At 69.6% G+C, this 17,028-nt stretch carries 14 protein-coding genes; 11 read left to right on the top strand and 3 right to left on the bottom strand.

Annotation, left to right across the window (positions count from 1 at the left end; all coding sequences use genetic code 11):
• Positions 1–81: 81 nt before the first annotated feature.
• Complete coding sequence (locus tag AAG801_RS30860) at positions 82–1,044, top strand: nitronate monooxygenase family protein (RefSeq protein WP_341891819.1); 963 nt, start codon at positions 82–84, stop codon at positions 1,042–1,044.
• Between the two features lie 10 nt (positions 1,045–1,054).
• Here the strand turns inward: AAG801_RS30860 and AAG801_RS30855 are convergent, their stop codons facing one another.
• The gene (locus AAG801_RS30855; RefSeq protein WP_341891818.1) at positions 1,055–1,339 is read right to left on the bottom strand and encodes a hypothetical protein; all 285 of its coding nucleotides are present in this window, start codon (positions 1,337–1,339) and stop codon (positions 1,055–1,057) included.
• A gap of 234 nt (positions 1,340–1,573) precedes the next feature.
• On the opposite strand from AAG801_RS30855, the gene AAG801_RS30850 reads away from it, so the two are divergent.
• From AAG801_RS30850 to AAG801_RS30830, 5 genes are all read left to right on the top strand, one after another.
• The gene (locus tag AAG801_RS30850) at positions 1,574–4,432 is read left to right on the top strand and encodes a 2-oxoglutarate dehydrogenase E1 component (protein WP_341891817.1); all 2,859 of its coding nucleotides are present in this window, start codon (positions 1,574–1,576) and stop codon (positions 4,430–4,432) included.
• Positions 4,433–4,528: 96 nt separating this feature from the next.
• Positions 4,529–5,794, top strand: coding sequence for a 2-oxoglutarate dehydrogenase complex dihydrolipoyllysine-residue succinyltransferase (gene odhB, locus AAG801_RS30845; RefSeq protein WP_341891816.1), 1,266 nt, complete (start codon positions 4,529–4,531; stop codon positions 5,792–5,794).
• A 97-nt stretch (positions 5,795–5,891) separates the two neighbouring features.
• Positions 5,892–7,319, top strand: coding sequence for a dihydrolipoyl dehydrogenase (lpdA, locus tag AAG801_RS30840; protein ID WP_341891815.1), 1,428 nt, complete (start codon positions 5,892–5,894; stop codon positions 7,317–7,319).
• A gap of 98 nt (positions 7,320–7,417) precedes the next feature.
• The gene (zapE, locus tag AAG801_RS30835) at positions 7,418–8,515 is read left to right on the top strand and encodes a cell division protein ZapE (protein WP_341891814.1); all 1,098 of its coding nucleotides are present in this window, start codon (positions 7,418–7,420) and stop codon (positions 8,513–8,515) included.
• Positions 8,512–9,105, top strand: coding sequence for a hypothetical protein (locus tag AAG801_RS30830; RefSeq protein ID WP_341891813.1), 594 nt, complete (start codon positions 8,512–8,514; stop codon positions 9,103–9,105). Before zapE ends, AAG801_RS30830 begins: the two co-directional genes overlap by 4 nt.
• 2 nt (positions 9,106–9,107) lie before the next feature.
• Here AAG801_RS30830 and AAG801_RS30825 read toward each other — a convergent pair whose 3' ends face one another.
• Positions 9,108–9,875 (bottom strand): protein phosphatase 2C domain-containing protein, encoded by a 768-nt coding sequence (locus AAG801_RS30825; RefSeq protein ID WP_341891812.1) that lies wholly within the window; start codon positions 9,873–9,875, stop codon positions 9,108–9,110.
• A gap of 66 nt (positions 9,876–9,941) precedes the next feature.
• Between AAG801_RS30825 and AAG801_RS30820 the strand changes: the two genes are divergently transcribed.
• Both AAG801_RS30820 and AAG801_RS30815 read left to right on the top strand, forming a co-directional pair.
• Positions 9,942–10,145: a YdcH family protein gene (locus AAG801_RS30820; RefSeq protein ID WP_341891811.1), complete on the top strand. Its 204-nt coding sequence runs from the start codon at positions 9,942–9,944 to the stop codon at positions 10,143–10,145.
• Positions 10,142–12,142, top strand: coding sequence for an ATP-dependent DNA helicase (locus AAG801_RS30815; protein WP_341891810.1), 2,001 nt, complete (start codon positions 10,142–10,144; stop codon positions 12,140–12,142). Before AAG801_RS30820 ends, AAG801_RS30815 begins: the two co-directional genes overlap by 4 nt.
• Positions 12,143–12,244: 102 nt before the next feature.
• Here the strand turns inward: AAG801_RS30815 and AAG801_RS30810 are convergent, their stop codons facing one another.
• Positions 12,245–13,063, bottom strand: coding sequence for an outer membrane protein assembly factor BamD (locus AAG801_RS30810; RefSeq protein ID WP_341891809.1), 819 nt, complete (start codon positions 13,061–13,063; stop codon positions 12,245–12,247).
• 38 nt (positions 13,064–13,101) lie between these two features.
• Between AAG801_RS30810 and AAG801_RS30805 the strand changes: the two genes are divergently transcribed.
• From AAG801_RS30805 to AAG801_RS30795, 3 genes are all read left to right on the top strand, one after another.
• Positions 13,102–14,058: an RluA family pseudouridine synthase gene (locus AAG801_RS30805; protein WP_341891808.1), complete on the top strand. Its 957-nt coding sequence runs from the start codon at positions 13,102–13,104 to the stop codon at positions 14,056–14,058.
• Positions 14,059–14,328: 270 nt separating this feature from the next.
• Positions 14,329–15,075 carry an SMC-Scp complex subunit ScpB gene (gene scpB / locus AAG801_RS30800; protein WP_341891807.1) on the top strand — a complete coding sequence of 249 codons (747 nt, stop codon included), beginning with the start codon at positions 14,329–14,331 and terminating at the stop codon, positions 15,073–15,075.
• Positions 15,072–17,028 (top strand): pseudouridine synthase (locus tag AAG801_RS30795; protein ID WP_341891806.1); only part of this gene is annotated, 1,957 nt, incomplete at its 3' end. The genes scpB and AAG801_RS30795, both read left to right, overlap by 4 nt.

The following is a 17,028-nucleotide window of genomic DNA, read 5'->3' as shown; positions in this document are numbered from 1 at the left end:
TGCGCGCGACGCCATCGTCGAAGGCGGCGAGAGCGTCACGGCGCTGCCCATCGAAGCCTTCTGATCCCGGAGACCCGACAAGTGTCGCTGCCCCCCATCCTTGCCAGGCTGCCGCTGCCGGTCATCGGCTCGCCGCTGTTCATCATCAGCAACCCCAAGCTCGTGATCGAGCAGTGCAAGGCCGGCATCGTCGGCTCGATGCCGGCGCTCAACGCCCGCCCGGCCGAGCAACTCGACGAATGGCTGGCCGAGATCACCGAGACGCTGGCGGCCCACGACCGCGCCCACCCCGACAGGCCGGCCGCGCCGTTCGCGATCAACCAGATCGTGCACAAGACCAATGACCGGCTCGAGCACGACATGCAGGTCTGCGCCCGATACAAGGTGCCGATCGTGATCACCTCTCTGGGCGCGCGCACCGACATCAACGAGGCAGTGCATGGCTGGGGCGGCATCGTGCTGCACGACATCATCAACAACATGTTCGCGAAGAAGGCGATCGAGAAGGGCGCCGACGGCCTGATCGCGGTGGCGGCCGGCGCCGGCGGCCATGCCGGCGTCAAGAGCCCGTTCGCACTGATCCAGGAGATCCGCGGCTGGTTCGACGGGCCGGTCGCGCTGTCCGGCTCGATTGCCAGCGGCGGCGCGATCCTCGCCGCGCAGGCGATGGGCGCCGACCTGGCCTACATCGGTTCGGCCTTCATCGCCACCGAGGAGGCGCGCGCCAGCGAGGCCTACAAGCAGGCGATCGTCGAGGGCACGTCGGACGACATCGTCTACTCGAACCTGTTCACCGGCGTGCACGGCAACTACCTGAAGCCGTCGATCCGCGCGGCGGGCCTGGACCCGGACCATCTGCCCGAGAGCGATCCGAGCAAGATGAGCTTCGGTGGCGGCGAGGGCTCCAAGTCCAAGGCCTGGAAGGACATCTGGGGTTGCGGGCAGGGCATAGGCGCGATCGACAAGGTGGTGCCGGCGCGTGAACTCGTCGCTCGCCTCGCCCGCGAGTACCAGGAGGCGCGCCAGCGCCTGCTCGCCGCCTGAGCGCTCCGGCTCAGGCGAGTTCGGCGTCGGAATCGCAACCGGCGCCGGCGGCGATCAGCCGCCGCGCCAGGCGTGCCCACGGCGTGCGCGAGCCGGCGATGTCCTGCATCAGCCCGCAGCGATAGCGGTGCTCGGCGTCGTTCCAGCGCAACGCGCGGCAGGTGCCACGCCGCTTCAACGACACCAGCATGCCCACCGGGCAGGGCTCGGCCAGGCAACACACGCCGCAACCGTTGCAAGCGGCGCCGAGCACCGGCTTCAGCGGCGCGTCAGCATGGATGCGGATGATCTGCACGTGGTCGTTTCAAGCCCGGCTGCATTCTGTTTCGACGCCACAGCCGTCAGTTCTTCGATTTGATGGCCGATAACGGCGGTGTTACAGTCGCGCCCGAGACTTGTCAGGTCCTTCCCGTCCCCTTTGCTGGATACAGCCAAGGCGGGTCGCTAGTCCGCCAGCCGGTTAAGCCGTGTCGCGGAAGGTTTTTCAACCCACTACAGCGCTGGAAACCAGTGCGAGAGGTGAGCGAAGATGATGCAGCAATACAGGTCGAACTCGTACCTGTTCGGAGGCAATGCGCCCTACGTCGAAGAGATGTACGAGGCCTACCTCGACAACCCGGGTTCCGTTCCCGACAACTGGCGCGCCTACTTCGACGCCCTCCAGCACGTCCCCGCCACCGACGGCTCCAACGCCCGCGACGTGGCCCATGCCCCGGTCGTCGAGTCCTTCGCGCAGCGCGCCAAGGCCAACGCCTTCGCCGTCAAGGCCAGTGCCAGCGAACTCGCCGTCGCGCGCAAGCAGGTCCACGTCCAGTCGCTGATCGCCGCCTACCGCTCGCTCGGCGCCCGCTGGGCCGACCTCGACCCGCTCAAGCGCCAGGAGCGCCCGAAGATCCCCGAGCTCGAGCCGGGCTTCTACGACCTGAGCGAGTCCGACATGGACATCACGTTCAGCGCGACCAACACCTACTTCACCACCGCCGAGCAGCAGACGCTGCGCGAGATCCTGCAGGCGCTGCGTGAAACCTACTGCGGCTCCATCGGTGCCGAGTTCATGCACATCACCGAGCCGGTCGAGAAGCGCTGGTGGCAGCAGAAGCTCGAGTCGATCCGCAGCAAGCCGAACTTCACGGCGGAGGAGAAGAAGCACATCCTCGACCGCCTGACCGCGGCCGAGGGTCTGGAGCGCTACCTGCACACCAAGTACGTCGGCCAGAAGCGCTTCTCGCTCGAAGGCGGCGAGAGCTTCATCGCCTCGATGGACGCCGTGGTGCAGGGCGCCGGCGTGCGCGGCGTGCAGGAGATCGTCATCGGCATGGCCCACCGCGGCCGCCTCAACGTGCTCGTCAACACCCTGGGCAAGATGCCCAAGGACCTGTTCGCCGAGTTCGACCACACCGCCAAGGAAGACCTGCCCGCTGGCGACGTGAAGTACCACCAGGGCTTCTCGTCGGACGTGACCACGGCTGGCGGCCCGGTCCACCTGAGCCTGGCCTTCAACCCCTCGCACCTGGAGATCGTCAACCCGGTCGTCGAGGGGTCGGTCAAGGCCCGCCTGGACCGCCGCGGCGACAAGGACGGCGACACCGTGCTGCCCGTGATCGTGCACGGCGACGCGGCCTTCGCCGGCCAGGGCGTGGTGATGGAGACGCTGGCGCTGGCGCAGACGCGCGGCTACTACACCGGCGGCACGGTTCACCTGGTCATCAACAACCAGATCGGCTTCACCACCTCCGACCCGCGCGACACGCGCTCGACGCTGTACTGCACCGACGTCGTCAAGATGATCGAGGCGCCGGTGCTGCACGTCAACGGCGACGACCCGGAAGCGGTGGTGCTGTGCACCCAGCTTGCGCTGGAGTACCGCCAGGAGTTCAACAAGGATGTCGTGCTCGACATCATCTGCTTCCGCAAGCTCGGCCACAACGAGCAGGACACGCCCGCGCTGACGCAGCCGCTGATGTACAAGAAGATCGGGCAGCATCCCGGCACGCGCAAGCTGTACGGCGAGAAGCTGGTCGCCCAGGGCATCCTCGCCGCCGAGGGACCGGACGAGATGGTCAAGGCCTTCCGCGCCGCGATGGACGCCGGCAAGCACACCGTCGACCCGGTGCTGACCAACTACAAGAGCAAGTACGCGGTCGACTGGGCACCGTTCCTGAACAAGAAGTGGACCGATGCGGCCGATACCGCGCTGCCGCTGACCGAGGTCAAGCGCCTGGCCGAGCGCATCACCACGCTGCCGGAGAAGTTCAAGGCCCACCCGCTGGTCGAGAAGGTGCTGGCCGACCGCGCGGCGATGGGCCGCGGCGAGATCAACGTCGACTGGGGCATGGGCGAGCACCTCGCCTTCGCGTCGCTGGTGGCCAGCGGCTACGCGGTGCGCCTGTCGGGCGAGGACTGCGGTCGCGGAACCTTCACGCACCGCCACTCGGTGCTGCACGACCAGAACCGCGAGAAGTGGGACGAGGGCACCTACACGCCGCTGCAGAACGTGGCCGACGGCCAGGCGCCTTTCGTCGTGATCGACTCGCTGCTGTCGGAAGAGGCGGTGCTCGGCTTCGAGTACGGCTACGCGTCGGCCGAGCCGAACACGCTGGTGATCTGGGAAGCGCAGTTCGGCGACTTCGCCAACGGTGCGCAGGTCGTCATCGACCAGTTCATCGCCTCGGGCGAGGTGAAATGGGGCCGCGCCAACGGCATCACGCTGATGCTGCCGCACGGCTACGAAGGCCAGGGCCCGGAGCACAGCTCGGCTCGCCTGGAGCGCTTCATGCAACTGGCCGCCGACAACAACATGCAGATCGTGCAGCCGACCTCGGCCAGCCAGATCTTCCATGTGCTGCGCCGGCAGATGGTGCGCATGTTCCGCAAGCCGCTGGTGCTGATGACGCCCAAGAGCCTGCTGCGCAACAAGGACGCGACCTCGCCGCTGTCCGACTTCACGCGCGGCGAGTTCAAGACGGTGATCGGCGAGGTCAACGCCGAGATCGTGGCGGACAAGGTCAAGCGCGTGATCGCCTGCTCGGGCAAGGTCTACTACGACCTCGTCAAGGCACGCGCGGAGAAGAAGCACAACGACGTGGCGATCATGCGCGTCGAGCAGCTCTATCCGTTCCCGCACAAGGCCTTCGCGGCGGAGATGAAGAAGTACCCGAACGTGACCGACGTCGTGTGGTGCCAGGACGAGCCGCAGAACCAGGGCGCCTGGTTCTTCGTGCAGCATTACATCCACGAGAACATGGTCGAGGGGCAGAAGCTCGGCTACGCCGGCCGTCCGGCCTCGGCCTCGCCGGCGGTGGGTTATGCCCACCTGCACCAGGAGCAGCAGAAGGCGCTGCTCGACCAGGCCTTCGGCAAACTGAAAGGCTTCGTCCTCACGAAGTGACCCCGCGGCCAGGGGCGGCGCGCGCTGCGCGGCGCCGCCCCGGCGTGCCTTCGCACGCGTGCGCGCGGCATGTACCGAATCCCAGAAAGAACTGTCATGGCAATCGTTGAAGTCAAGGTCCCGCAGTTGTCCGAGTCGGTGGCCGAAGCCACCCTGCTGCAATGGAAGAAGAAGCCCGGCGAGCCCGTGGCCATCGACGAGATCCTCGTCGAGATCGAGACCGACAAGGTCGTGCTCGAGGTGCCCGCGCCGTCCGCCGGCGTGATGGCGCAGATCGTCAAGGGCGACGGCGAGAGCTGCGTCAGCGACGAGGTCATCGCCCGCATCGACACCGACGGCAAGGCGGCCGTGAGCCCGCTGGAAGTCAAGGCGGTGGCCCCCACCGCGGCACCGGCTGCCGCTGCCGCCCCCGCGGCGGGTGGCAGCAAGGCCGGTGTGGCCATGCCTGCGGCCGCCAAGCTGATGGCCGACAACAGCCTCGCCACCGGCTCGGTGCCGGGCACCGGCAAGGACGGGCGCGTCACCAAGGGCGACGTGCTCGCTGCGGTGGCCGGTGCAGGCGCGGCGCCCAAGGCCGCGGCGCCTGTCGCCGTGGCGGCCGCGCCGGCCGTGGCCAAGCCGCTGCCGGCGGTGGCCGCGCCGACCGCGGCCAACCTGGGCGACCGCCCCGAGCAGCGTGTGCCGATGTCGCGCCTGCGCGCCCGCGTCGCCGAGCGGCTGTTGCAGTCGCAGGCCACCAACGCCATCCTGACCACCTTCAACGAGGTCAACATGGCCCCGGTGATGGAGATGCGCAAGCGCTTCCAGGAGAAGTTCGAGAAGGAACACGGCGTCAAGATCGGCTTCATGAGCTTCTTCGTGAAGGCCGCGGTCGCCGCGCTGAAGAAGTACCCGGTGCTCAACGCCTCGGTGGACGGCAACGACATCGTCTACCACGGCTTCTTCGACATCGGCATCGCGGTCGGTTCGCCGCGCGGCCTGGTGGTGCCGATCCTGCGCAATGCCGACCAGATGAGCTTCGCCGACATCGAGAAGAAGATCGCCGAGTTCGGCCAGAAGGCCAAGGACGGCAAGCTGTCGCTCGACGACCTGTCGGGCGGCACCTTCTCGATCAGCAACGGCGGCGTGTTCGGCTCGATGCTGTCGACGCCGATCATCAACCCGCCGCAGAGCGCCATCCTCGGTGTTCATGCGACCAAGGACCGCGCGGTGGTGGAGAACGGCCAGGTCGTGGTTCGCCCGATCAACTACCTGGCGATGAGCTACGACCACCGCATCATCGACGGCCGCGAAGCCGTGCTAGGTCTCGTCGCGATGAAGGAAGCGCTGGAAGACCCGGCTCGCCTCCTCTTTGACATCTAGGACCTTGAGCCCCCAACCTCACTAACGTTCGGTACCCCCCGAGGGGCCGCGCCCGCCTTGGGGCGGCCCGGCGTCGGGCGGACCGCAGGAACAAACCATGAGCAACTCCTTCGACGTCGTCGTCATCGGCGGCGGCCCCGGCGGCTACATCGCGGCGATCCGCGCCGCGCAGCTCGGCTTCAACACCGCCTGCATCGACGAATGGAAGAACGACAAGGGCGGCCCGGCGCCGGGCGGCACCTGCACCAACGTCGGCTGCATCCCGAGCAAGGCGCTGCTGCAGTCGAGCGAGCACTTCGAGCATGCCGGCCATTCGTTCGCCGACCATGGCATCGGCCTGAAGGACCTGAGCATCGACGTGCCGAAGATGCTCAAGCGCAAGGACACCGTCGTCAAGCAGAACAACGACGGCATCCTCTACCTGTTCAAGAAGAACAAGGTCAGCTTCTTCCACGGCCGCGGCTCGTTCGTGAAGGCCGAGGGCGGCGCCTACGAGATCGCCGTCGCCGGTGACAAGCCGGCCAGCCTCGTCGCCAAGCAAGTCATCGTCGCCACCGGCTCGAACGCGCGTGCGCTGCCCGGCGCCGCCTTCGACGAGGAGAAGATCCTCAGCAACGACGGTGCGCTGCGCATCGGCGCGGTGCCGAAGTCGCTGGGCGTGATCGGCTCGGGCGTGATCGGCCTGGAGATGGGCTCGGTGTGGCGCCGCCTGGGCGCGGAAGTCACCGTGCTCGAGGCGCTGCCGGTATTCCTCGGCGCCGTCGACGAGCAGGTCGCCAAGGAGGCGCACAAGGCCTTCACCAGGCAGGGCCTGAAGATCGAGCTGGGCGTGAAGATCGAATCGGTGAAGGCCGACAAGACGGGTGTCAGCGTCGCCTACGCGAATGCCAAGGGTGAGGCGCAGACGCTCTCCGTCGACAAGCTGATCGTCTCGATCGGCCGCGTGCCCAACACCGTCGGCCTGAACGCCGAAGCCGTCGGCCTCAAGCTCGACGAGCGTGGCGCGATCGTCGTCGACGACGAGTGCCGCACCAACCTGCCGGGCGTCTGGGCGGTGGGCGACGTGGTGCGTGGCCCGATGCTCGCGCACAAGGCGGAGGAAGAGGGCGTCGCGGTGGCCGAGCGCATCGCCGGCCAGCATGGCCACGTCAACTTCAACACCATTCCCTGGGTGATCTACACCAGCCCGGAGATCGCCTGGGTCGGCCAGACCGAGCAGCAGCTCAAGGCCGCGGGCCGCGCCTACAAGTCCGGCAGCTTCCCGTTCATGGCCAACGGCCGGGCGCGGGCGCTGGGCGACACCACGGGTTTCGTCAAGTTCCTCGCCGACGCGGCGACCGACGAGATCCTCGGCGTGCACATCGTCGGGCCGTTCGCGTCGGAGCTGATCTCCGAAGCGGTGGTGGCGATGGAGTTCAAGGCCAGCGCTGAAGACATCGCGCGCATCTGCCATGCGCACCCGAGCCTGTCGGAAGCGACGAAGGAAGCCGCGCTCGCAGTCGACAAGCGCACGCTGAACTTCTGACATGTCATGGTGCCCCCATGCTAGCGGCTGCGCCGCGTCGCTGCCCCCCGGGGGGGCGCAGTCCAGCCTAGGGGCGGCCCGGCGGCTGGACTGACTCCATGGGCGTCCGCCAGCTGTACGAGCAGACGCTTGCCGAGCGCGGCTACGCGGCCGATCCCGCGCAGCTGCGCGCGGTCGCCGCGCTCGAACGCTGCGAGAACGAATGGGCCGACTACAAGGCCCGGCGCAGCAACGCGATCACCAAGCTGATCGCGCGGCCGCCGATCCCGCGTGGCGTGTACATGTACGGGGGCGTCGGCCGGGGCAAGAGCTTCCTGATGGACTGCTTCTTCAACTCGGTGCCGTTGACGCGCAAGACACGCCTGCACTTCCACGAGTTCATGCGCGAGGTTCATCGCGAACTGCAGGACCTGAAGGGCACGGTCAATCCGCTGCAGGAACTCGGGGCACGCATCGCGCGGCGCCACCGGCTGATCTGCTTCGACGAGTTCCACGTCGCCGACGTGACCGATGCGATGATCCTGCATCGCCTGCTCGAGTCGATGTTCGAGCACCGCGTCAGCATCGTGACGACCTCGAACTTCCATCCGGACGCCCTCTACCCGAACGGCCTGCACCGCGACCGTATCCTGCCGGCGATCGCCTTGCTGAAGGACAAGCTCGAGGTCATCAACGTCGACCACGGCACCGACTATCGGCGACGCACGCTGGAGCACGTCAAGCTCTACCACTGCCCGCTCGGGCCCGAGGCCGATGCCGCGATGACGCAGGCCTTCTCGGAGCTGGCCGAAGCGCGTGAGGAGGACCCGGTGCTGCACATCGAGCACCGCGAACTGCGCGCGCGGCGTCGCGCCGGCGGCGTGGTCTGGTTCGACTTCAAGACGCTGTGCGGCGGCCCGCGTTCGCAGAACGACTACCTCGAGATCGCCTCGCAGTTCCACACCGTGCTGCTGTCCGACGTTCCCGCCATGCCGCTTCGCATGGCCTCGGAGGCGCGGCGTTTCACCTGGCTGGTCGACGTGCTGTACGACCGGCGCGTGAAGCTGATCATGTCCGCAGCGGTGCTGCCGGAGCAGCTCTACACCGAAGGGCCGCTGGCGCACGAGTTCCCGCGCACGGTGTCGCGCCTGGCGGAGATGCAGTCGGCCGAGTTCCTGGCGCTGGACCGGCGCACCGTGGACACATCGCTGACATGAGCGCGGCGATCGTCAGGGCGCTGGCGCTGGCGCTGCTCGCACTCGTGCAGGGGCTGGCCGCGGTCGCACAAGGGCCGGCCGCGGTCGACGATCGTGCCGAGCGCGAGCGCATCGCGCGGGAGCGAAGCGAGGCGGCGGCGCGCCACGATCAACGGCGGCGCGAGTGTGAACAGCGCTTCGCCGTCACGGCCTGTGTCGACGAGGCGCGTGCCGAACACCGCCAGACGATGATGCGCCTGCGCCGTCAGGAGGCGCTGCTCGACGAGGCGCAGCGCAAGGCGCGTGCGGCACAGCGCCTGGCCGCGATCGAGCAGAAGCGCAGCGAGGAGCGCACGCGGGTGGCGGTGCCGCGAGCTGCCCAGGCCCGGGCATCGGCGCCCGAGGCCCGGCAACTGCGTCCGGCCGCGTCACCCCCCGCAGAGCGAGCGTCGGCTGCGGCCAGTGCCGCCGAGGCACGCAGCCGGGAACGTTTCGACGTGCGGCAACGCGAGGCGGCGGCGCGCCGCGAGGCGGCGCAGCGGCGACGAATCGAACGCGAGAAGAACGGCAAGCCGCCATCGGCCCCGCTGCCCGATCCGGCAGCGCGCTGAGATCAGCCCAGCGCTTCGACGCGGATCAGCGCCAGCGAGAGGTTGTCGCCACCGCCCCGGGCGCGTTGGCGCGCCTTGCTGACCAGCATCTCGCTGGCTTCGCGCGGTGGCAGCGCATGCACGATGGCGCCGAGCTCGCGCGGGGTGAAGTAGTGCCACAGGCCGTCGCTGCAGGCGAGCACGCTGTCGCCGATCTCGAGCCGGTCGACATGCCCGACGCTGATCGGCGGGTCCTGATGGGTGCCGAGGCAGCCGGTCAGCAGGTTGGACTGCGGGTGGTTGTTGGCCTCTTCTTCGCTGATCGAGCCCTCGGCGACGAGGCGCTGCACATAGGAGTGATCGACCGTGCGCGCCACCATGTCGGAGCCGCGGAAGTGGTAGACGCGCGAATCGCCGGCATGCACGAAATGGCACTCGCGCGACGGGCTGATGATGTAGGCGGCGACCGTGCTGTGCGGCTCCTCTTCCGAGGTGATCGCCGTCAGCTTGATCATCAGGTGCGCCTCCAGCACCAGCTGCTTGAGCGCCTCGGCGGTGTCGTCCCGGCTCGGCGAGAAGCGTTCGAAGATCTGCTGCGCCGTGAGGATGACCTGGTCGGCCGCCTTGCGCCCGCCGCTCTTGCCGCCCATGCCGTCGGCCAGCACGGCCATCACGCTGCCCGGCACGCGGTGGTGGGGGATGATCTGCACCTGGTCCTGCTGGTAGGCCCGGTCACCGCGGTGGATGCCTGTGGCGGCGGACAGGCGGTAACCGACGGTCGTGGTGCTCATGGTCGAAAACTATAATCCTTCCTGCCTCCGGCGTCGGAGCGTTTTCCGCGACTATGTCGCGCGCCGATGGACGACAACCTGCATTCCCCGCCTCGACGGCTGATCGAGTTGCGCATCGAACATGCCGACCTCGACAGCCTGATCGACCGCACGGTGATCGAGCATCCGGCCGACGAACTCACCGTCCGCCGCCTGAAGAAGCGGCGCCTGGTCCTGCGCGACATGATCGCCCGGCTGGAAGCCGAGCTCGACCCGCCCGAGCCGGCATGACGCCGGACATCCATCCTGCCGCGAACCCGCTGGCCGATGCCTCGCGCGAGGCCTTGTCCGCCGGCGGTGCGTTGGCGCGGGCCGATGCGCGACACGTGGAACGCGCCGCCCAGCTCGAGATGGCGCAGGCCGTGGCGGAAGCGATCGAGTCGCGCAGCGCGCTCGTCGCGGAGGCCGGCACCGGTGTCGGCAAGACCTTCGCCTACCTCGTGCCGACGCTGCTGTCGGGTGCGCGCGCGCTGGTCAGCACGGCGACCAAGAGCCTGCAGGACCAGCTCTTCCTGCGCGACATCCCGCGCCTGCGCGATGCGCTGCAGCTGCCGGTCAGCGTGGCGCTGCTCAAGGGGCGCGCCAGTTACCTGTGCCTGCACCGCATGAAGCAGGCGCGCCAGTCCGCCACGCTGCCGGACCGCTGGGCGGTGCGCACGCTGGCCAAGGTGGAGCAGTGGTCGCACACCACGGCCAGCGGCGACCTGGCCGAACTCGACGGCCTGGACGAGCGCAGCAGCGTGATCCCGCTGGTCACCTCGACGCGCGACAACTGCCTGGGCAGCGAATGCGCCGACTTCCGCGTCTGCCACGTGGTCAAGGCACGGCGCGAGGCGATGGCGGCCGACGTGGTGGTGGTCAACCACCACCTGTTCTTCGCCGACATGGCGCTGCGCGACACCGGCGTGGCCGAACTGCTGCCCAGCGTCGAGGTGGCGGTGTTCGACGAGGCGCACCAGCTCGCCGAGGCCGGCGTGCAGTTCCTCGGCACCACGCTGTCGACCGCGCAGGCGCTGGACTTCGCCCGCGACCTGCTCGGCGCCGGGCTGCAGCAGGCGCGTGGCTTGGCACCCTGGCAGGAGCTGCAAGCCGGGGTGGAGAAAGCGGCACGCGAGCTGCGCCTGGCCGCGGCCGGGCATCTGCGCGAGCTGCGCGGCACGATCAAGCTGCGCTGGGACGAGCGTGCCGGCCGCGACGAGTTCATCGCTGCGCTGCAGGCCGTCGGCCAGGCCGCCGATGCAGCCGGCGCGGCGCTGGACGCTGTCTCCGAGCTCTCGCCCGAGTTCGGCAAGCTCGGCGAGCGCGCCGGCCAGCTCGCCATGCTGGCCGACCGCTTTGCCCTCGAGGCGGAGCAGGGCCGCGTGCGCTGGATCGACATCTCGCCGCACCAGGCGCGGCTGGTCGAGTCGCCACTGGACATCCGCGAGGCGCTGTCCGAGCAGATGGCCGCCGGCGGCAAGGCCTGGATCTTCACCTCGGCGACGCTGGGTGACGACGATGCGCTCACCTGGTTCACCGAACAGGCCGGCCTGGCCGACGCGCGCACGCTGCGCGTCGGCAGCCCGTTCGACTATCCGGCGCATGCGCGGCTGTACATCCCCGCGGGCTTTCCGAAACCCAACGAGCCGGGGCATCCGGCGGCGGTGGCGACGTTGGCGGCGCGTTGCGCGCGTGCACTGGGCGGCCGCAGCTTCGTGCTGACCACCACGCTGCGCGCGTTGCAGGCGATCGCCGAACGGCTGCGCGCCGAGTTCGAGGCGCAGGGCGACGCCTTGCGCGTGCTGCAGCAGGGCGAGGCGCCGAAGCGCCAGCTGATGCAGCAGTTCCTCGCCGAGCCGCGTTCGGTGCTGGTCGGCTCTCAGAGCTTCTGGGAAGGCATCGACGTGCCCGGCGATGCGCTGCAATGCGTGCTGATCGACAAGCTGCCGTTCCCGCCGCCGAACGATCCGCTGGTCGAGGCGCGCGTCAAGCGGCTGGAGGCGCAGGGCCGCAATGCCTTCGCCGACTACTTCATCGCCGAAGCGGCGGTGTCGCTCAAGCAGGGTGCCGGGCGGCTGATCCGCAGCGAGACCGACCGCGGCCTGCTGGTGGTGTGCGACCCGCGCATGGCGGGCATGAACTATGGTCGGCGCCTGCGCGAGGCGCTGCCGCCGATGACGCGCGTGGCCACCGAGGCCGAGGCGATGGCCTGGCTGGAGTCGCTGGCCGGGGAGACCTTGCCGTTTTGAGCCGCCGAAGCGAAGCGCCTATGGAATTGCGCAGCGCAGGCGGCTCAGCTCAGGCCGACGCTGGCCAGCTTCGCAGGGCCTTCGCTTTGGCCTGACCCTGTCTCACCAGAAGCGCCACCAGCTGCGCTGCTGGCGGGCGCTGCCGAGCGTCTCGTCGCCGAAACGGCTGTCGGGGAAGTTCTTCGCCAGCACGCGGCGGGCGTCGTCGCGCAGTTCGACCAGGCCGAGCCGGTCGTAGCTCTGCACCATGATTGCCAGCGCCTCTTCGGCGGACGGCGAGTACTGAAATTCCTTCACCGCCTGCTGCGCGCGATTCGCCGCTGCCACGTAAGCGCCGCGTCGGTAGTAGTAGCGCGCCACATGCACCTCGTAGGCGGCCAGCGAGTTGACGATGTAGTTCATGCGAACCTGCGAGTCCTCCGCGTACACCGAGCGCGGGAACTGGTCGACCAACTGCTTGAACGACTGGTACGAGTCACGCGCGGCCTGCTGGTCGCGCTCGGACAAGTCGATCGCCGCGAGGCCGCCGAGGATGCCGAGGTTGTCGTTGAAGTTGATCAGGCCCTGCAGGTACAGCGCGTACTCGACTCCCGGGCTGGAAGGGTTCAGCTTGAGGAAACGTTCGAGCACCGACAGGGCCTGGGCTCGCTCGCCGCTGCGCCACAGCACATAGGCCCGCTCGACCTGTGCCTGCTGGGCCAGCGGCGTGCCGGCAGCGCGGCCTTCGAGCCGTTCGAGCAGCTTGGCCGCCTTGTCGAGCGCACCCGCGGCGATCTCGTCCTTGGCCTCTGCATACAATTTCTCGGGCGACCACGAGACGCTTTCGTCGACGGGTGTGGTGTTGCAGCCCGTGATCACCAGCGCCGCCGTCAGGCAGGCCGCGCGCAAGCCCAGCGGGCCGATCCAACGCAACACATCCATGGAGTGAGGCCATCCGCGCGAACCGCGGGGCGCCGGTCATGACAAGAGAAGCAGATTATAGGGACGACGCCCCAGACGACGAGGCCAGCGAGCGCCGCGCGACCATCGTGCCGGCCGAAGGCCATGGCGAGCGCCTCGACAAGGTGCTTGTCGCGCTGGCGCCGGAGTTCTCGCGCAGCCACCTGCAGGGGCTGATCGACCGAGGCCATGTGCAGGTCGACGCTGCGCCGGCGCGAGCGGCCTCGCAGCGTGTGCGGTCCGGCCAGCGCGTCGAGGTCGAACTGGTCGGCAGCGAGGAGAGCCGCGCGTTCCGGCCCGAAGCCATGACGCTGGCGATCGTGCACGAGGACGAACACCTGCTGCTGGTCGACAAGCCGGCCGGCCTCGTCGTGCATCCGGCGCCAGGCAACTGGTCGGGCACGCTGCTCAACGGCCTGCTCGCCCACCATGCCGGCGCGCAGGCCCTGCCGCGTGCCGGCATCGTGCACCGGCTCGACAAGGACACCTCCGGCCTGATGGTGGTGGCCAAGACCCTGCCGGCGATGACAGCGCTGGTGCGAGCGATCGCCGAGCGCAGCGTCGGGAGGCAGTACATGGCGGTGTGCCACGGCGAGCTGGGCGATGCGGCATTCAGCATCGAGGCGCCGATCGGCCGCGATCCGAAGTCGCGTGTGCGCATGGCCGTGGTGGCCTCCGGCAAGCCGGCACGCACCGACGTCGAGCGTGTCGCCGCGCGAGACGGCTTCAGTGCCGTGCAGTGCACGCTGCACACCGGGCGCACGCACCAGATCCGCGTGCATCTGGCGTCGCGCGGTCATCCGCTGGTCGCCGATGCGTTGTACGGCGGCGCGCCCGCGCTGGGCATGAACCGCCAGGCGCTGCACGCGTTCCGGTTGCGGCTGGACCACCCGATCAGCGGCGAGCCGCTGCGTTTCGAGTCGGCCCCGCCGGCAGACTTCGCGGCTGCGTGGCGGGCACTGACCGGTGCCGCGTGATGGCGCGGCGCGCGCGCGACACCGGGTCGGCCCGCTTGGGTACAATGCCGCGATCGCACCAGCCCGATTGACCGATCTGCTGAACCGCAGCGGAGTCGTCGACAGTCCGGCTGCCATGTTGCCCGATGCGCCCGGAGGCGTATCGGCCCCGAGCCGCCGCAGATTGCGCGGCCCACTTGCCAGATGCAAGGTGTTGCCGCCGATCGCGGTGGCGCCAGCCACGAGCCCGAAGACCTGCCGGATGCGCCGGCCGAGGATTTGACAGGATCCATGAACACACAGGATGCGAAGCGCGTCCTCGAGACCGCGCTCATCTGCGCCAGCCAGCCGATGCCCCTGCGCGACATGCGCACCTTGTTCAACGACGAACTCGGCCCGGACACGCTGCGCGTGCTGCTCGACGAACTGACGCGCGACTGGGATGGACGAGGCGTCGAACTGGTGGCGCTCGCGCAGGGCTGGCGCTTCCAGAGCCGGCCCGAGATGCGCGAGTTCCTCGACCGCCTGAATCCCGAGAAGCCGCCGAAGTACTCGCGCGCGGTGATGGAGACGCTGGCGATCATCGCCTACCGTCAGCCGGTCACGCGCGGTGACATCGAGGACATCCGCGGCGTCACCGTGGCCAGCCAGATCATCAAGCAGCTCGAGGACCGTGGCTGGGTCGAGGCGATCGGCTACCGCGAGGCGCCGGGCCGGCCGGCGCTGCTGGCCACGACGCGCCAGTTCCTCGACGACCTCGGCCTGTCCAGCCTCGAGCAGCTGCCGATGCTCGATGGCGCCCCGTCCGCCGGCGCGATGCTCGCCGAGTCGCTGCCCGAGCAGGCTTCGCTGATCGAGGCGCAGGGCGCCCTGGCGCTGGATGCGCCGGCCGAGGGCGGCAGCGATGCCGACCTCTTGATCGTCGATGCCGCTGCCGCTGCCGAAGCGGACGCAGCCCCTGATGCCGGTGCCGAGCCGGCACTGCCCACCCCGACCGAGCCTGCGGCCGACGCCGCCCCGATGGAACCAGAAGCATGAACCTGCCGCCCGAGTCCCAGCCCGATGCCCCCGACGAGGTGGTCGCACCGGCGACCGAGTCCGACACGCCGAAGCCGGCGCGCAAGCGACGCACGGCGGTGAAGGCAGCGCCGACCGAAGGCGAGGCCCCGGTTGCGACGGACGAGCCGGCGGCGACGCCGAAGCCTCGTCGTCGCAAGGCGGCCGCGGTGGATGCCGGCGGCGCGCTGGAGGTGCCAGCGGCGACCGACGCGGCAGCCACGCCGGCGGCTGCGCCCGCACCCAGTGCGCCGCTTCCCCGCGAGCCCGCGCCGGACGTTTCGGCGGGCGTGGTCGCCGACGCGGCACGAGCCGAGAGCTCGGACGCGGCCGACCGAGGCGGGGAGGGTGAAGCTCAGGAGGGTGGCGATGGCGGCGAGGGCGACGAGAACGGCGAAGCCGGCCGCCGCGGGCGACGCCGCGGGCGCCGCGATCGGCGCCGTGACGGGGCCGGCGAGGCCGTCTCGCCCGAGGCTGTCCTGGCGGCCGTGGCCGAGCGCACCGGGGAACTGTTCGCCGAGGTGCTGTCTGGCGCCTATGACGAGACGGCGCAGCCGCCCGTCGAGGGTGAGGCCGAGCCCGTGGTCGAGGCTGCTGCACCGGCCGAAGCCGGCGGTGACGAAAGCGCCGATACCGCTGCCGAGGTTGCGGAGCCGCACAAGCGTGTGCTGGCCGCCGAGCCCGACGCCCCCAAGCTGCAGAAGGTGCTCGCGCAGTCGGGTGTCGGCTCGCGGCGCGACATGGAGCAGATGATCACCGACGGCCGCATCACCGTGAACGGCGAGCCTGCGCACGTCGGCCAGCGCATTTCCTTCGGTGACCGCATCGCACTGGACGGCAAGCCGGTCAAGGTGCGCATCCAGCCGCCGCCGCCGCGTGTCATCGCGTACCACAAGCCGGTGGGCGAGGTCGTCACGCACGACGACCCGCAGCAGCGGCCGACGGTGTTCCGCCGCCTGCCGCGGCTGCAGCATGGCAAGTGGCAGTCGGTCGGTCGCCTCGACATCAACACCGAGGGCCTGCTGCTGTTCACCACCTCGGGCGAGCTGGCCAACCAGCTGATGCACCCGCGCTTCGGCGTCGAGCGCGAGTACGCGGTGCGCGTGCTTGGCACGCTGGAGCCCGAGGCCAAGGCGAAGCTGCTCGAAGGCGTCGACATCGAGGGCCAGACGGCCGCATTCCGCTCGATCGACGACGGTGGCGGCGAAGGGGTCAACCACTGGTACCGCGTCGTCATCACCGAAGGCCGCAACCGCGAGGTGCGCAAGCTGTTCGACGCCGTCGGCCTGACGGTCAGCCGGCTGATCCGCATCCGCTACGGCAGCGTCGTGCTGCCGCGCGGTCTCAAGCGCGGCGTGTGGGTCGATCTCGGCCCGGACGACGTGCGTGCGATCCGCCGTCTGGCCAGCGGCGCTGGCCGCGAGCAGCCGCGCAACGAGGAGCGCCGCGACGCGCGTGGTGGCGGCAACAACAAGCCGCGCAATGACCGCAACGACCGTGGCCCCCGTCCGAACGACCGCGGCAACCGCGCCCAGCCGCCGCAGCAGCCGCAGCGCGTGCGCCAGGAGGCGCCGGTGGACGAGCGCCCGCGCGGTGAGTTCGACGACGAGGAGTTCGACATCGACCCGGCGACGATTCCCAACCCGCTCGAGCAGACTTTCGACAAGCGCTTCGTGCAGAACCCGCGCAGCCGTGTCGGCGGGCGCGGCTTCGCCCAGGGCGGTGGCGGCTTCGGCCCCGGTGGCAGCAGCAGCCAGCCCGGCGGTGGCGCCGGCGGCGGTGGCAAGAAGGGCGGGCCGAAGCAACCCGACCCGATGCAGACCTCGGTGGGCTACATCGGTGCCGATGCCTTCCATCGCAAGGGGCCCCGCGGTGGCCGCGGCGGCCGTGGTGGTGGCGGCGGCGGCGGCGGCGGCGGGGGTGGATTCGGTGGCT

The organism is Variovorax sp. YR752, assembly GCF_943372545.1.
Note: the sequence above shows the minus strand (reverse complement) of the source record. Positions and strands in the feature narration are given on the sequence as shown.

Excerpts from the sequence above, each read along its gene's own strand:
- odhB (WP_341891816.1), top strand. The coding sequence starts at position 4,529 with ATGGCAATCGTTGAAGTCAAGGTCCCGCAGTTGTCCGAGTCGGTGGCC.
- zapE (WP_341891814.1), top strand. The coding sequence starts at position 7,418 with ATGGGCGTCCGCCAGCTGTACGAGCAGACGCTTGCCGAGCGCGGCTAC.
- scpB (WP_341891807.1), top strand. The coding sequence starts at position 14,329 with ATGAACACACAGGATGCGAAGCGCGTCCTCGAGACCGCGCTCATCTGC.
- AAG801_RS30805 (WP_341891808.1), top strand. The coding sequence starts at position 13,102 with ATGACAAGAGAAGCAGATTATAGGGACGACGCCCCAGACGACGAGGCC.
- lpdA (WP_341891815.1), top strand. The coding sequence starts at position 5,892 with ATGAGCAACTCCTTCGACGTCGTCGTCATCGGCGGCGGCCCCGGCGGC.
- AAG801_RS30830 (WP_341891813.1), top strand. The coding sequence starts at position 8,512 with ATGAGCGCGGCGATCGTCAGGGCGCTGGCGCTGGCGCTGCTCGCACTC.
- AAG801_RS30850 (WP_341891817.1), top strand. The coding sequence starts at position 1,574 with ATGATGCAGCAATACAGGTCGAACTCGTACCTGTTCGGAGGCAATGCG.
- AAG801_RS30815 (WP_341891810.1), top strand. The coding sequence starts at position 10,142 with ATGACGCCGGACATCCATCCTGCCGCGAACCCGCTGGCCGATGCCTCG.
- AAG801_RS30820 (WP_341891811.1), top strand. The coding sequence starts at position 9,942 with ATGGACGACAACCTGCATTCCCCGCCTCGACGGCTGATCGAGTTGCGC.
- AAG801_RS30810 (WP_341891809.1), bottom strand. The coding sequence starts at position 13,063 with ATGGATGTGTTGCGTTGGATCGGCCCGCTGGGCTTGCGCGCGGCCTGC.
- AAG801_RS30825 (WP_341891812.1), bottom strand. The coding sequence starts at position 9,875 with ATGAGCACCACGACCGTCGGTTACCGCCTGTCCGCCGCCACAGGCATC.